This window comes from Cutibacterium nasicola, assembly GCF_052654715.2.
Genome location: NZ_CP199745.2, coordinates 520,228 through 534,470, shown reverse-complemented (window position 1 = coordinate 534,470; position 14,243 = coordinate 520,228). Strand labels below are relative to the sequence as shown.

General features: G+C 64.2%; 13 protein-coding genes and 1 pseudogene. 6 read left to right on the top strand and 8 right to left on the bottom strand.

Going from position 1 to position 14,243, the window contains the following annotated elements; translation table 11 throughout:
* Positions 1–40 precede the first annotated feature (40 nt).
* Entirely contained in the window at positions 41–634 is a 594-nt protein-coding gene (locus ACUCCZ_RS02450) for a Maf family protein (protein ID WP_435933368.1), read from the top strand.
* A gap of 42 nt (positions 635–676) precedes the next feature.
* On the opposite strand, the gene ACUCCZ_RS02445 is transcribed toward ACUCCZ_RS02450, so the two are convergent.
* Both ACUCCZ_RS02445 and ACUCCZ_RS02440 read right to left on the bottom strand, forming a co-directional pair.
* Positions 677–1,096, bottom strand: a complete 420-nt coding sequence (locus ACUCCZ_RS02445; RefSeq protein ID WP_435917770.1) for a hypothetical protein — start codon at positions 1,094–1,096, stop codon at positions 677–679.
* A gap of 26 nt (positions 1,097–1,122) precedes the next feature.
* Entirely contained in the window at positions 1,123–2,334 is a 1,212-nt protein-coding gene (locus ACUCCZ_RS02440; protein WP_435917771.1) for an arginine deiminase, read from the bottom strand.
* Positions 2,335–2,391: 57 nt separating this feature from the next.
* On the opposite strand from ACUCCZ_RS02440, the gene ACUCCZ_RS02435 reads away from it, so the two are divergent.
* Positions 2,392–3,126 (top strand): SDR family oxidoreductase, encoded by a 735-nt coding sequence (locus ACUCCZ_RS02435; protein ID WP_435917772.1) that lies wholly within the window; start codon positions 2,392–2,394, stop codon positions 3,124–3,126.
* Between the two features lie 79 nt (positions 3,127–3,205).
* On the opposite strand, the gene ACUCCZ_RS02430 is transcribed toward ACUCCZ_RS02435, so the two are convergent.
* From ACUCCZ_RS02430 to ACUCCZ_RS02415, 4 genes and pseudogenes are all read right to left on the bottom strand, one after another.
* A complete protein-coding gene (locus ACUCCZ_RS02430; RefSeq protein WP_435917773.1) occupies positions 3,206–4,009 on the bottom strand; it encodes a hydroxymethylpyrimidine/phosphomethylpyrimidine kinase in 804 nt (267 codons plus the stop codon).
* Positions 4,010–4,522: 513 nt separating this feature from the next.
* On the bottom strand, positions 4,523–4,894 hold the full coding sequence (locus ACUCCZ_RS02425) for a hypothetical protein (RefSeq protein WP_435917774.1): 372 nt from the start codon (positions 4,892–4,894) through the stop codon (positions 4,523–4,525).
* A 1,166-nt stretch (positions 4,895–6,060) separates the two neighbouring features.
* Positions 6,061–6,402, bottom strand: coding sequence for a hypothetical protein (locus tag ACUCCZ_RS02420; protein ID WP_435917775.1), 342 nt, complete (start codon positions 6,400–6,402; stop codon positions 6,061–6,063).
* 352 nt (positions 6,403–6,754) lie between these two features.
* Positions 6,755–7,346 (bottom strand): annotated as a pseudogene (locus ACUCCZ_RS02415) (HAD-IA family hydrolase).
* Positions 7,347–7,550: 204 nt separating this feature from the next.
* On the opposite strand from ACUCCZ_RS02415, the gene ACUCCZ_RS02410 reads away from it, so the two are divergent.
* A complete protein-coding gene (locus ACUCCZ_RS02410) occupies positions 7,551–8,285 on the top strand; it encodes a DeoR/GlpR family DNA-binding transcription regulator (protein ID WP_435917776.1) in 735 nt (244 codons plus the stop codon).
* A 593-nt stretch (positions 8,286–8,878) separates the two neighbouring features.
* Here ACUCCZ_RS02410 and ACUCCZ_RS02405 read toward each other — a convergent pair.
* Positions 8,879–9,877, bottom strand: a complete 999-nt coding sequence (locus ACUCCZ_RS02405; RefSeq protein ID WP_435917777.1) for a magnesium transporter CorA family protein — start codon at positions 9,875–9,877, stop codon at positions 8,879–8,881.
* A complete protein-coding gene (locus tag ACUCCZ_RS02400; protein WP_435917778.1) occupies positions 9,874–10,392 on the bottom strand; it encodes an NUDIX hydrolase in 519 nt (172 codons plus the stop codon). The genes ACUCCZ_RS02405 and ACUCCZ_RS02400 overlap by 4 nt, the downstream gene beginning before the upstream one ends.
* A 260-nt stretch (positions 10,393–10,652) precedes the next feature.
* Here ACUCCZ_RS02400 and ACUCCZ_RS02395 point away from each other — a divergent pair, with 260 nt between their 5' ends.
* The 3 genes from ACUCCZ_RS02395 (at position 10,653) to ACUCCZ_RS02385 (ending at position 14,238) form a co-directional block, all read left to right on the top strand.
* Entirely contained in the window at positions 10,653–12,422 is a 1,770-nt protein-coding gene (locus ACUCCZ_RS02395; protein ID WP_435917780.1) for an acetyl/propionyl/methylcrotonyl-CoA carboxylase subunit alpha, read from the top strand.
* 56 nt (positions 12,423–12,478) lie between these two features.
* On the top strand, positions 12,479–13,201 hold the full coding sequence (locus tag ACUCCZ_RS02390; RefSeq protein ID WP_435917781.1) for a hypothetical protein: 723 nt from the start codon (positions 12,479–12,481) through the stop codon (positions 13,199–13,201).
* Between the two features lie 224 nt (positions 13,202–13,425).
* Complete coding sequence (locus tag ACUCCZ_RS02385; protein ID WP_435917782.1) at positions 13,426–14,238, top strand: purine-nucleoside phosphorylase; 813 nt, start codon at positions 13,426–13,428, stop codon at positions 14,236–14,238.
* Positions 14,239–14,243: the final 5 nt, after the last annotated feature.

Below are 14,243 nucleotides of genomic sequence, written 5' to 3'. Positions count from 1 at the left end.
GTGTTTCGTTCTTGCGTCGAAATCCCCAGCCCGGCTGCAGATACTGCGTTCCGCGGGTATCGAACCCGTCGTCATTGCGTCGGGGGCTGATGAGAGCCGTCTTCGCGGGGAGGACGCCGTCACGATGACGGCGAGGCTGTGCCGCCTCAAGGCCCACTCCGTCATCGAGTCCGGAATCCTTGAGGAGTACTCCGCGGACCGAATGATCGTGGTGGCCTGCGATTCCGTTCTCAACCTTGACGGCCGCATTCTCGGCAAACCACACACTGCCGAGCGCGCCCGGCAGTGGTGGCGCCGGATGAGAGGTCACCAGGGCGTCCTCGTCAGCGGACACCATGTCACCGTCATCGAGAACGGTCAGATCCGCGATCAGACCCGCGTCGGCCAAACCGTCGTCACCTTCGCAGATCTCACTGACGCCGAGATCGACGCCTACGTGGATAGTGGCGAACCCGCCAAGGTGGCCGGGGCGTTCACGATCGACGGTTTGGGCGGTGCCTTCATCACCCGGATCAACGGTGACCCGCACAATGTCACCGGACTCTCCCTACCCTTGCTGCGCCAGATGCTCATGGACCTCGACGTCGAATGGTCGTCGCTGTGGAATGGTCCGGAGGGTGGCCACCTGGCCTGAGCTCGTGCCGACCTGAGCGTCACTGGCGCGCGGGAGTGACGCTCAGCCGTGTCGCAGGGTCAACCCGGCGGCCTCGTCGGAGCTGGTGAACGCTCCACTCCATCCCTTCGTATCAGCGCGATTTGAGACGAAGGTGAGGGACCCGTTGGCATTTCCCGTCACCGTGAACCCTGACGCCGACAGGTTGTCGGCCAGAAAGTCGTGGACTCTGCCCGACGTATCTGGCTTCGTGAGCAGGGTGACGTTGTTGACGTGATCAACTCGCAAGGTGACAGCCAGGCCCTTGGGCAGCCGGAAGTTTCGGGGACCATGGTCACACCCCAGGTCCGCGAGGGTGTCCGCATCGGCAGGAACCGGGGTGGCGGATGCAGAAACTGGGCTTGGTACGGCTCCCTCGTGTGAGGGAGCGCACCCTGTCACGACGAGCAGTGCCGTCACTGCAAGCGCTGCTGCGGATCTCATTTCGGTGATGCTATCGCGATCCCGCCTCACAGCTTGTCGCGCAGCACTGGGCACGACATGCAGCGCGGACCACCGCGGCCCGATCCCAACTCTGAACTCGGAATCGTCAGCACCTCGATGCCGGCGGCCTCCAGACGGGCGTTGGTGTTCGTGTTACGTTCGTAGGCCACCACCACGCGCGGTGCCAACGCCAGGGTGTTGTTACCGTCATCCCACTGCTCGCGCTCGGCAGTCACGGGGTCGAGGCCGGTGTCGATGACACGCATCCGGTCGATCCCCATGGCCTCGGCAGCAGCCGTCAGGAACGGGGCAGGCTCGCCGATACGAATGTCGTCTCCGTCAGGAGTGAGCGGAACAGCCGTCAAGCTGTCAGCAATCTGGGGGTACATGACGACGGCGTCGACGTCAACCATGGTGCACACCGTGTCCAGGTGCATGGTGGCGCGCTGCTGATGAATCGGCACGGCCAGGACGGTGTGAGCCACTCCCAGCTCGAAGGCGGTGCGGGCAAGACGCTCAGCCCCCGACGGGGTGGTTCGCTCCCCCACACCAATCGCCATGACCTGCTCCCCCAGATGCATGACATCCCCACCTTCCAGGTTCTCCAGCCGCCAGCCATAGCAGTCGCTGTGTCCCAGGAATCTTGGATGGTGACGGTAGATGAGGTCGGTCAGCTGGGTTTCGCGGCGCCGTGCCGGCATCGTCAGGGATGTCACGGCCGGATGGTTACCCACCCAGACACTGGAATCGCGGGTGAAGAGCAGGTTCGGGAGCGGGTCGATGATGAAGTCCTCGGGAGCCAGCAGGCTCGTCACCAGGCTGCGGGGCGCGACGGATTCGACGGTGGCCAGTTCACCATTGGACAGGCCGGCCATGAGCACCTTCGCCAACATGTCACTGGACAGCTCCGACAGGCGTTGACACAGGTAGCTTCGCAACCCGTCGCCGTACCGCAGATCAGCGAGTAGATCGTCAACAGCCTGGTGACGGGCAACGTCGTCGTCGAGGGTTTCGCGCAGCAGATCTCCGAGCAGGAGAACCTCAACGCCGCGGTCTGTGAGGATCGACGCAAAAACGTCGTGGTCACGCTGGGCCTGATCGACCCAGGGCATCGCATCGAACAGGAGCTTGTCGTTGTTGCGCGGCGTCAGTCTGCGCAATTCGTCGCCGGGGCGATGCAGGATGACGGTCCGCAACCGCCCGACTTCGGATCTGACATCGCACGTGCCTTCTGCCATGACGGTAGCCAACCACAACCCGGGATTGCTCGCTGGCAAGACGAGTACGGTTGCGTCATGGAACCCCCCACGACGTCGGAAACTTCACACAACGACCAGCACACCAAGAAAGTCCTCGTGACCGGGGCGACGCGCGGGATCGGACGGGCGATCGCCGAGGAACTAGGGCGAGACCACCACATCATCGTGGGAGGACGCCACCGCGAGGCCGTCGAGAAGGTGGTCTCTGAACTGCCTGACGCCTCCCCCTTCGTCGTCGATCTGGCTGACGAGGAGGCCACTGCGGCGGCCGTGTCTCAGCTGGACAGTCTCGATGTTCTCGTCAACAGCGCCGGGGTGAGTGCCGCGTCTCCCGGTGAGATCGCAGCTCAGAGCCGTGAGGAGTGGCGTCGAGTGCTGGAGATCAATGTCGTCGCCGTCGCCGACCTCACTCACCTCGTGCTGCCCCTGCTGAGGGCCAGCCATGGCGACATCGTCATGATCAATTCAGGATCTGGTTTCTTGCGGACCCCGGCTGGCGGCGGCGTCTACGCGGCCTCGAAGTACGCCTTGCGTGCCCTCACACATGCCCTGCGTGAGGAGGAGCGTGGTGTCGTACGGGTGACGTCAATCCACCCCGGTCGTGTCGACACCGACATGCAGGTGGAACTGCAGGCCCAAGCCGGACGTCCCTACGACGCCGCCGAGCACCTGCGGCCACAGTCCGTCGCCGTCACCGTCCGCGCGGCCCTGGAGGCCAGCCCCGAGGCCATGATCGAGGAGCTGTCAGTGCGTCCGGTCTTCCGACGCTGACCCCCAACTTCTGTGATCATGACGGATCGAGACATGACTTGACCCCGGCGGATATCCGCCGGGGTCAAGTCATGAATGATCAGGCTCGGTAATTACCTTGGTAGACGCAGTCGAACGGGGCGTTGCCGTGCATCCGATTCTCGATGGCCGAGACGACGACCTGCTTGGCGGTGCGAGCGGCGTCCAGCGGACTGGCTCCCTTGGCGATCTCCGCGGTGATCGCGGCAGCCAGCGTGCAGCCAGCACCGGAGACACGCTCCTGACCGACGGCGGGAACCTCGAGGACCTCGCAGTCGTGGCCGTCGTAGTAGACGTCCAGGGCGGTGCCGGTGTTCAACAGGGTGCCGGCCTTGGCGATGACGACCGGAACTCCCTGGTCACCGATCTTCTTGGCAGCGTCCTTGAGGGCCTCGACCGAGGTGATCTCGTCCACGTCGGCGAGGGTCTGCGTCTCGAAGAGGTTCGGCGTGATGACGTCGGCATGCGGCAGGATCTGCTCGCGCAGGGCGTTGTCGGTGTCGAGGGCGGCACCCGTCTCCTGGCCCTTGCAGATGAGGACGGGGTCGAGGATAACCTTGGGGAACTTGTAGGCCTCCAAGGCCTCGGCGACGACGCCGATGGTCGTCGGGGTACCGAGCATGCCGATCTTGACGGCGTCGATCTGGCCGTGGACGGCGACGGCGGCCTCGATCTGATCATGAATGACCTGCGGATCGACCGGCACGAATCGGTGTCCCCAGTCGTTGTCGGGATCGAAGGAGACGATGCAGGTCAGGGACGTGCATCCGAACACCCCGAGCTGGTGGAAGGTCTTGAGGTCGGTCTGGGCTCCGGCGCCACCGGAGGCCTCGGACCCGGCAATGGCTAGTGCAATCTTCGTCACGTCGGCCAGTCTAGGAGTCTTGCCCGGTCATGTTGGGAACATCGGAAGAGCTTAAAGAGTACATTGGGCGCATGGCTGTCCGAGCTGCCCTTTACACTCGTATCTCCCAATACCTAAGCGGCCAAGCGCTGAACGTCCAGCAACAGTTGAAGGTCGGGCTCAAGGACGCCGAGCACAACGGGTAGGAAGTGGTGGCGGAATATCAAGACAACGGCATCACCCGCCCGAGCAAGGTCAGTAAGTCACGCTCACCGCCTGATCCACCTGCTGGGACTTGGTCGGACCTGATCGCAACCGGATCGCCTGCTGGCTGGTCGCGTTGTTCATTGCATCAACGCGGAACACCTGTTCCGCCCGGCGCGATCGGCCAGTCAACGCCGAACTTTCGGGGTGAAGACACCTAGGCCGACCGGCCAGCTCCCGGCAGGCACCACAACAGCAACTGGCTCCCGCTGCCACGCAAGCTCAGCGGGGCTGCATGCCCAGAGTAAATCCAGACGCTCAGACAGGTTGTCAAACGGGCCTACGGGGCGAGGCAAACCCGCTGCGAAGGTCAGCGGCATCGACCTTGCCCAGCCCCACGGCCTGGGCCAAGTAGACAATCAGATCCTCCACCCGATCTGTGTCTGCTCGTCCATCCTTGCCAGGCACGGAAGCTCGATAGAGTCGTAGAGCACGCTCGTCGTGGCCAAAGACAACGGGTACCTCATTCAGGGCGGACGCCAGCTCCGGACCTCCCTTGTCGCGAGCGAGTCGCCGCACCAAATCGAGCCGCAGATCGGCGAGCCTGTCGCGTCGCCCGGAGAACCGCTGCCAGCTCGCTACGCCCAGGGACGTGGCCCCGCCCGCAACTGCGCCCCCAAGGATGGTTATCCAATCGCTCATAGTCGCCACTCTACGCAGAGGTGGTGCTGGAGGGTAACGATATGGTTACCAGCTGCGTGCCCGACCACTCGGCATGGCGGGGCCGCTCGGCCCCGCGTGTAGTGGCGCCACCGTGGCTGGGCCAGACTACGGTAACAGTGGGGAAGGCCGCGAAGATTTTGGACTCCAAGTCGTCCGTTAGGTTGGCGAAGCCCCCGAGGTTATTTTACCCGTCCAGGCCCGCCGGGGAGTGACCACGACACCGTTTGAAATTGACGGAACCGCCCATGGCGGCGTCAGGACTCGTCATTGACCCGTCACCTCAGGTGGGATGAAGTAGTATGCGGCAATCAGCGTGTCCGATCTGGCTGACCGGGATGCGCATGTCGCGGGGAGCGGCCAGATGCTCGATCGACAGTGACCTGACCGTCGACATGACCTCGTCAGTAGGTCCCTTCCGGTTCGTCCACGGTCCTTTGAGTTACTTGGGGGCTACACGTGTCATAAGGTCCTCAAGGGATGCCCCCGTGAGGAGTCGCATAGCGGCCTGCGCCCCGGAGTGCCGGTACCCCCTCGCCTCGAAGTGCGCTACGTATCGGTCTTGCCAGACCTTCACAAGTTAGGCTACTTCCGGTTCGCGCATAGCCAGCACCATGAATTCGAGACGCCCCCTGGCTTCTATGACTTCGGCGACCATCCACCGTGTCAAGACATCATCCTCACTCTCGTCAGGAAGTGGCACCTCTCGGGCGAGGGGGACCGTGGTGCGAACCCGGCGACGCCGGATCCCCTGGGCACGCATCACCTGCGCGACGCGCTTGTGGTCCACCCTAGCCTCGGGGGCTGCGCCGTCGCGTTGTTCGTCCGCACCCTGTTGCCCACGTCCTCGACCCACAACGCGAGCGTTCCCCGGACGACGCAGGTCAGCGGCGACCTGCTTCAACGTCGCGTCCGGGGTGGTCTCTTACAAGTCAACGGCCGGCTGACGAAAACTTCATCGAGTAATTCTTCCTGGCCATGGTCCTGATCATCTCGTTTCCTCCAGCCCATGCTGGATTCCACATTCCCACAACCCGAGGTCAAGGCCCGGAGCCACTTACACCGTTTGTAGGACACTCTGAAACCTACGGGTTGGGGCACTTGATAACCGCACCAAGGCGGCTGTGCCGCCAACTCGACCAGCGCGGTCATAAAACTTGTCGGAAGGCTGCCGTGTGGATGGTGTTGGGGAGCATGGCGGTTGTGGTAGTTCGGTAGGTGCACAGGGTCGCCTTTGGGAAGGTCCATGCGGTGGAAGTTGGATGCGATCGGACCCAGGTGACCAGCTCGTGGGGTTGGAGAATTGGTCCGCGGAAATGGAGCAGTGACGCGTACCAGAGGTCTCGCTGACTGATGGGTCCTTCTCTGTGGGCGTCGGGGCCGAGTTCGCGGCCGAGGGTATGCGTTCGGAACTGGTCTGCATCCCCGCCGGTCGGATCAAGGACGGCGAGGACGCCACCGGGTGTCAGCACGAGTTGTTCGAGTCTCATGGTGAGGGGAGGGTGCTGGGCACAGGCTCGGTCCAACGCGCGTGCGCACCTCATAGCGAGGGGATCTCCAGGTGGTACGGGTCGTCGGTTTTCCAAGGCTCTGATTGTGATGTGTGCGCAACCTTGGGCGCCGCTGCGGAGGTGTGTGGGGCCGGCTAGATCCACCGCTGTCTGGGTCAGGGAGTCCAGTGCCTGAGTGGCTTCAGGTGGTGGCATCAGCACGATGCTCAGCGGCCATCGTTCTGCCCCTTGCCGCGGCGAAGGCTCGCTGGTGTGGTGCCTGTTCAGCACTGCCTCCTCGCCGAGAGCTTGCAAGACGCGGACGTTCACGGCCGGGGGAATCTCAGTGCTGTCACTGGATGGCTCCAACGAATCGGTTGCGCAGGTCGTGGAGGTCGTGGCACACCAGGTCGGCGTCGGTGCGTCCTCCCACGGCCGCGACGACCATCCCGGCAGCGCGTGCTGCTGCAAGGCCCGGCTCGGAGTCCTCGACGGCCAGAGTATGGGCAAGAACGGCCCCCACAACGCTGGCTGCCCTGGATGTACCCGACGGGGGCCGGTTTACCGTGCTCGACGTCTTCGAACGTGACCAACAGGGACGGAGCAAAGCCCGCTGCGCCGAACCGGGCGAGGGCGAGCCGACAGGGAGCGTTGGGGACGACGCCCCATGTCATCGAGCGGCCTTCGAGCCAACCGACAAGCTCGTGGCCTCCGGTGACGGGTCTCACGGTGCCCAGCTGTGTGCATTCGGCATCGAGCTGGTCGGCGGCCATCGCCCGGACCTCTTCCTGGCACAGCTGGGGCAGGAAGTGCGCGACCGTTGAGGCCACGTCCCTGCCATGGCAGTAGGCCAACACATCAGCGGGAACGATGCCGTTGCGACGTGCCCATGCGGTCCAGATGGACTCCACGGCTTCGGTGGAATCCACCAACGTTCCGTCCATGACGAGTAGAACCGCCCGGATCCCGATGAGCAGCGCGTCACGCGCCATGGTCATCCCCTGCCTGGCCGTTCAACTGGCGGCACACGCTCGCCGTGACAGTCATCCCACGTGTGGTGAGTACGGCCCAGATTCGGTTCCACAGATGTGTCATGACTCCAGCATCTGTGATGAAATAATCATGTGCAACGAGTATTTCGTCAGAGAATGATCATCAGGGCGCTGGGCCCGTCCCCAATCTCCGTGGACTCACTCGTCGAGCTCACAGGGGCGTCCCCGGCGACGATCCGGCGCGACCTCACCGACCTGGAAGGCCACGGGCAGCTCCGCAAGGTCCACGGTGGGGCCGTGGCGGTGGCATTGCGGGGCGCACCGATGCCGTACTCGCTGCGGGCTGCCGAGAACGCCGGGGGCAAGGCTTCCATCGCCCGTGCCGTCGCAGATCTGGTTGATGACGATATGGCGGTGGTGATCGACAACGGTTCGACCATGGCGGCCGTGGCCGAGGCCCTACGAGGCCAACCCGTGACGGCACTGTGTCTCTCGTTGCGTGCAGCCCTGCCCCTCGCCGCTGCCGGGACAGCTACGGTCGCCACACCAGGTGGCACAGTCATGGCGGAGAGCCTCCGTTACGAAGCCGCCTCATGCCTGCAGGCCCTGGACGGATTCCGCGCCGACATCGCCGTCGTGGGCGCGTGCTCCGCGGCACCCGGCAATGGCCTCACCGTCACCACCCACCAGGACGCCCAAGTGAAACGAGCCATCCTTCATTCCACGAGCCGCACTATCCTGGCCGTCACAGGCGACAAACTGTCCAGAACTTCCAGTTTCCGATTCGGGCAGATCGACGACATCGACGATCTCGTCACCACCCCAGACGCACCTGACGCGGCCCTAGAAGCCTTCCGCGTGGCAGGAGCTACGATCCATATCGCCGCCTGAGACCAGCCCCAGCGAAAGCGCGCTTCTCGGCTAGTTAGAGAATTTCTTACAGGACCCGATCCGGCCAGGTTCTTCGCACCGGCTCGCCCTGGTCGGCCAGTTCCGAGGCACGACGCCGGAACTCCGGCGACTTCGCAACAGGCATCACGAGCTCCTTCCCTGAGGCCACCATCACCTCAGAATCAGTGTCCGGAGAACCGGGTCAGGCTCCCTTTTGAGTGCACACCGGGTGAGGGAATACTCACTATTAGCCCTTCATTCTCCGAGACCCGGCCAACCACGGGTGCGCGAGGGCCCCGGTCGACCACGCCGACGTGTCGACCGGGCAAAGTCGAAAACCCTGCAGGAGGGCACATGCAGCCCCCGCTGGCCGCTGGCCAGGCATGGGCGGCAGAACCGAGCCGACTGGGAATCAAGCCGTCGAGGATGTCGTTCACCGCACTCTGCGCGTAGGCCGCGAGCTTGTCGTCGGCGGCCAGCACGATCTGTCCGGCCGCGGGGCGTCTCACATGTGCCGATACGATAAGCGGCCTTACCCAATTGATGCAATCTGAGGACAAGAGTTCTGCACTGTCAGACGCCTATTGGTCTCCTCAGATCCAGTCTTCCTTACGGAAAACCAGGTACAGCACGAGGCTCGACACGGTGATGAGCCCGACCGAGATCCACAACCCCAGTGGTCGGCCGTCGCCCAGGAAGGGAACGTTCTGTCCGAACCACCCCGTGATGAGGGTCGGGACGGCGATGATGGCAGCCCACCCGGCCAACTTCTTCATGACGGTGTTGAGTTTGGCGTCCTGGATGGACAGATTCGTCTCGAAGATCGTCGCGACGAGGTCCCGCAGGGAATCGGACCATTCCGAGACGCGCATGGAGTGGTCGTACAGATCGTTGAAGTACGGTTCGAGGACCCGGGGAACAGCCACGGCTTCCCTGCTCGGACGGCTGATCGTCGAGACGATCTCGCGCATCGGGAGCACGACTCGACGAAACTGCACCAGCTCCTTGCGCAGCCGGTAGACCCGCAACTGCACCCGCTGGGTGTCGATCGAGTCGTCGAAGAGTTGATCCTCAACGAGTTCGACGACGTCGTCCAGGTGCTGGACGGTGTCGAAATGACCGTCGACGAGGACGTCAAGAATGGCATGGACGATACCCATCGGCCCGTTCGAGACCAGATCGCGGTTGGCGTCAAGGCGATTGAGCACCTCCTCGATCTCGGGCAGGTCGTCGCGATGGACACTGACGACGCCATGTTCGAACACCCACACAGATACCCGGGAGATGATGATGCGACTGTTGGGGTCATTCGTCTCGCCGATGGTCGCGGCGTAAGTCGTCAGGAAGAGATGATCGGGATAGCGGGTGACCTTCGGACGCTCGCCGGGAGCCTCGGCATCCTCGACGGTGTGGAACTCCAGATCGAGTTCGTCGGCAAGGATGTCGATGTCCTCGCGATCGGGAGCGGTGAGGTCGTACCAGATCAGCGTCTGGTCACTGGCGAGCTCGTCACTCAGAGTGTCCAGGGGCACCGATTCGGCAACGACCTTCCCGTGCCGCCACACGCGGGAGGAGAGTTGGGGCAGGCTCATGGGGTCTCGTCACGGTCGGCGCCGTCGATGTCTGCATCCGAGCTGAAGACCACGTCGTCAGAGGGGTGTAGTGCGGCCTCGATACGTCGACGATGATGCGGGGACATCTCGGGCAGGTCATTGACGCCGAAGAAACCCGTACAGCTGGATTCGTCGTCACCCACTCGAGGTTCGCCACTGACCCACCGGCACAGGAAGTCATGATCGAGGAACTGGCAGCGGTCGCCATTGGGGTAGGTAATCGGGGAGGCGACATTGACCCGTACCAGCCGGACGACTTCCGCCTCCACGCCGGTCTCCTCCCGAACCTCGCGAAGGATGGCCTCATCAGGCCTCTCCCCCGGTTCGATGATTCCGCAGACCGGGGTCCATGCCCCGGTGTCAGCACGTTTGACGAGCAGCACCTGGGGTCCGCGCGGTCCTTGGCGCACGACCACCGCGCTACTGCCTGACAGCCACAACGGGTCATGTCCGATGTGCCGTCTGAGGTCCACGATGAACTGCGGTGTCGCCATGATTGTCAGGGTAGCGGTCAGGTGCGCCATCCTCACGGATCCACGACGAGCTCGCGCCGCATTTGTGATGGCGATCCCGGTTCTGCGGGCAGGAGTTGCCACCAGATCGGGTTGGTGCCATCGGATCTTCCGGATGTACCACGCGAGGTCGACGCAGCATTGTCAAGGGCGAGAACACATGGACAGTGACGAGAGGACGAACTCTGACCCTTTAGACTCGCCGTGAGGGCACCCCGCCCCGAGAGCCGATCGGAGGAACCGTGGACAGGACCATCAAGCGGGTACTCGTCGCAAACCGTGGCGAGATCGCGGTGCGCGTCGTCCGTGCCGCCAAGGACGCCGGTATCACGAGCGTGGCTGTCTATGCGGACTCTGACTCCGAGGGATTGTTCGTCAAGCTTGCCGACGAGGCCTTCGCCCTCAACGGCGTGACCCCTGCCCAGACCTACCTCGACGTCGACAAGATCCTTGACGTCGCTCGTCGCGCCGAGGTCGACGCGATCCACCCCGGGTACGGATTCCTCTCCGAGAACGCCGACTTCGCCCAAGCCGTCATCGACGCCGGGTTCATCTGGATCGGCCCTCCCCCGGAGGCCATTCGGGTCCTCGGCGACAAGGTTCAGGCCCGTCACATCGCCCAGAAGGTCGGTGCTCCCCTCGTTCCCGGCACCGCCGACCCGGTCGACGGCCCGGAGGAGGTTGTCGAGTTCGCCAAGGAACACGGCCTGCCGATCGCCATCAAGGCCGCCTTCGGTGGTGGTGGCCGCGGCCTCAAGGTCGCCCGTTCCATGGATGAGGTCACCTACCTCTACGAGTCGGCCGTACGCGAGGCCGTCACTGCTTTCGGACGCGGCGAGTGCTTCGTGGAGCGCTACCTCGACAAGCCGCGTCACGTCGAGACTCAGTGCATCGCCGACCAGTACGGCACCGTGCAGATCATCTCGACCCGTGACTGCTCCCTGCAACGTCGTCACCAAAAGCTCGTCGAGGAGGCCCCGGCGCCATTCCTCAGTGACGAGCAGCTGAGCCGTCTCTACGAGTCCTCCCGAGCCATTCTCAAGGAGGCCGGGTACGTCGGAGCCGGAACCTGCGAGTTCCTCGTCGGTCTGGACGGGACCATCAGCTTCCTCGAGGTCAACACCCGTCTACAGGTGGAGCATCCTGTCTCTGAGGAAGTCGCCGGGGTCGACCTGGTGCAGATGATGTTCCACGTGGCCCAGGGTGGCCACCTCGAGCCCGAGAATCCGACACTGCGCGGCCACTCCTTCGAGTTCCGCATCAACGCCGAGGATCCCGGCATGGGGTTCATGCCTGCGCCTGGCACCCTGACGTCGTGGCAGGCACCGTATGGCCCCGGTGTCCGGGTTGACGAGGGCTACCACTCCGGCATGACTGTTCCGGGAGCCTTCGACTCCCTCATCGGAAAACTCATCGTCACGGGAGACTCCCGCGGGCAGGCCCTGGCCCGCGCTGCCCGAGCCCTCGACGAGATCGTCATCGACGGCATGCCGACGGTCATCCCCTTCCACCGCGCGGTCGTCAAGGATCCTGCCTTCACCGCGGTCGACGGCCACTTCGGCGTCTTCACCGACTGGATCGAGACCGAGTTCGACAACACGATCGAGCCCTACACCGGGTCCTTGGGAGAGTCCGCGGACACCGAGCCCCCTCGCGAGGTCGTCGTGGAGGTCAACGGAAAGCGCGTCGAGGTACGCATCCCGGCCTCCCTGCACGGCGCCCGTCAGGCACCGAGTACGAAGTCTCGTCGCCCCACCCGTCGCAACCGCGCCGGACGCCACACCTCGGCAACCGGCAACTCGGTGGCCTCCCCGATGCAGGGAACCATCGTCAAGGTCAATGTCGTCGAGGGAGAGCAGGTCAACGAGGGCGACCAGATCGTCGTCATGGAGGCCATGAAGATGGAACAGCCCCTGGCTGCCCATCGCTCTGGCGTCATCCGTAACCTCAACGCCGCGGTTGGCTCGACGGTCGCCTCGGGCGAGGTCATCTGTGAGATCGTCGATGAGTGAAATGTGCAGCGTGATTCTTCTTGTGAGTGTCCGTTTCACAGGGCATTCTGGTGACCATGTCCGGTGACCTCCTGCTCTTCCTGCTGTTCTTCGTGGGATTTGTGGCAACGATGGCGTCCCTGATGCGCGCCCAGCGTCAGTCCCGCGAGGTGGAGGCCCGGCGTGCCAAGGCCATCGAGGCCAAGGTCTCGCAGATGCGTCAGGAGACCGAGGAGGACGTCACCACCTTCGGTGAGGCCCTGCGCGATCTTGACATGGAGATGATCGGCAAGGAGGTGTCGGTCGAGGGCCGCAAGGACTGGAGCATGGCCTTGGACTGCTACGACCGCGCCAAGACGCTCATGGCCCAGGACAAGGGCACCCGCTCGATCCCGCTCGTCACCGAGACCCTCGAGGAGGGTCGTCACGCCATCGCCTGCGTGCAGGCCCGCGCCAATGGAGAGCCAATTCCCGAGGTGCGTCCACCGTGCTTCTTCGACCCGGCTCACGGCCCGTCGACCACTGACGTCATGTACTCCCCTGACGGCGGAGTTGCGCGCAAGGTTCCGGCCTGCGCAGCCGACGCCCAGCGCATCCAACAGGGACGCTCCCCGTGGATCCGTACCGTCGACGTCAACGGCGCCCAGCTGCCCTACTGGCAGGCTGGCCCGGATTATGCGCCGTGGGTCCAGGGCTACTACCGCCGTTACGAGTCCGACCCGGTCATCAGCGGGTTGGCCGTCGGTGGTCTCGGCCTGGTGGGTCTGGGACTGTTCTCCGCCCTCTTCGACGACTTCTGATCCTGCGGTTGATCCCCAGGCCCTTTCCATGTGGCCATCATGGAGGTCATGGCCGCATTCATTCAGCCGTGGCGGACTTTCTGCTGACATGAGAGAAACTGCTCACCTCGACCACGCGACTGATTCAGCACACGTATCGACGCCACCCCTCCGGACTCGGACACCAGCTGACAATGGGCCGGGGATTCGCGCCCGAGTCGGTGAAAACCTCTAGGGTTGACCCCATGACGACACCGGATTTCACCGACCCCCAGGCCATCGCCCGCGATGCTGCCGATGCCATCTGTTCCCGCCTCTCGCTCACCAGCGTCGACATGGGCCTGGTGCTCGGCTCGGGCTGGTCTGCCGGAGTTGATCACCTCGGCGAGACCCGTGGACGGATCCCTCTCGGCGAGCTGCCTGGATTCTCGGCACCGGTCGTTGCCGGACACGGCGGCGACCTCGTTGCTGTCACACTGCCCACCGGAAAGACCGCCGTCGTTCTGACCGGACGCACCCACTTCTACGAGGGACGTGGAGTCGAGCCGGTTGTCCATGGAGTGCGCACTGTCGCGGCCCTGGGCGCCAGCACGATGATCCTCACCAATGGCTGCGGAGGCCTTGACCCGGCCTGGGGTCCTGGAACCGTCGTCGCCATTCGTGACCACATCAACCTCACCGGTGCCACCCCGCTGCGTGGCGCCACCTTCATCGACATGTCGACGGCATGGACCCCGACCCTGCTCGAGGTCGTCGAAAAGGTGGCTCCGGGCACCCCAACCGGCGTTTACGCGCAGTTCCGCGGCCCCCAGTACGAGACCCCCGCCGAGGTCCACATGGCTCGCACCATCGGTGCCGACCTCGTCGGCATGTCGACCGCCCTGGAGGCCATTGCCGCCCGGGAAGCAGGAATCGACCTGCTGGGTCTGTCCCTGGTCACCAACCACGCCGCTGGTGTCACCGACGCTCCTCTCGACCACGCCGAGGTCATTGCCGCCGGCAAGGAGGCCGCTCCCCGTCTGGCAAACCTGCTCGCTGACATCACGGCTGCCATCTGATCCAC

Bases quoted from the DNA above. Each gene is read 5' to 3' on its own strand.
- ACUCCZ_RS02445 (WP_435917770.1), bottom strand. From the start codon at position 1,096: ATGAGATCCGCAGCAGCGCTTGCAGTGACGGCACTGCTCGTCGTGACA.
- ACUCCZ_RS02440 (WP_435917771.1), bottom strand. From the start codon at position 2,334: ATGGCAGAAGGCACGTGCGATGTCAGATCCGAAGTCGGGCGGTTGCGG.
- ACUCCZ_RS02435 (WP_435917772.1), top strand. From the start codon at position 2,392: ATGGAACCCCCCACGACGTCGGAAACTTCACACAACGACCAGCACACC.
- ACUCCZ_RS02425 (WP_435917774.1), bottom strand. From the start codon at position 4,894: ATGAGCGATTGGATAACCATCCTTGGGGGCGCAGTTGCGGGCGGGGCC.
- ACUCCZ_RS02420 (WP_435917775.1), bottom strand. From the start codon at position 6,402: ATGAGACTCGAACAACTCGTGCTGACACCCGGTGGCGTCCTCGCCGTC.
- ACUCCZ_RS02410 (WP_435917776.1), top strand. From the start codon at position 7,551: ATGATCATCAGGGCGCTGGGCCCGTCCCCAATCTCCGTGGACTCACTC.
- ACUCCZ_RS02405 (WP_435917777.1), bottom strand. From the start codon at position 9,877: ATGAGCCTGCCCCAACTCTCCTCCCGCGTGTGGCGGCACGGGAAGGTC.
- ACUCCZ_RS02400 (WP_435917778.1), bottom strand. From the start codon at position 10,392: ATGGCGACACCGCAGTTCATCGTGGACCTCAGACGGCACATCGGACAT.
- ACUCCZ_RS02390 (WP_435917781.1), top strand. From the start codon at position 12,479: ATGTCCGGTGACCTCCTGCTCTTCCTGCTGTTCTTCGTGGGATTTGTG.
- ACUCCZ_RS02385 (WP_435917782.1), top strand. From the start codon at position 13,426: ATGACGACACCGGATTTCACCGACCCCCAGGCCATCGCCCGCGATGCT.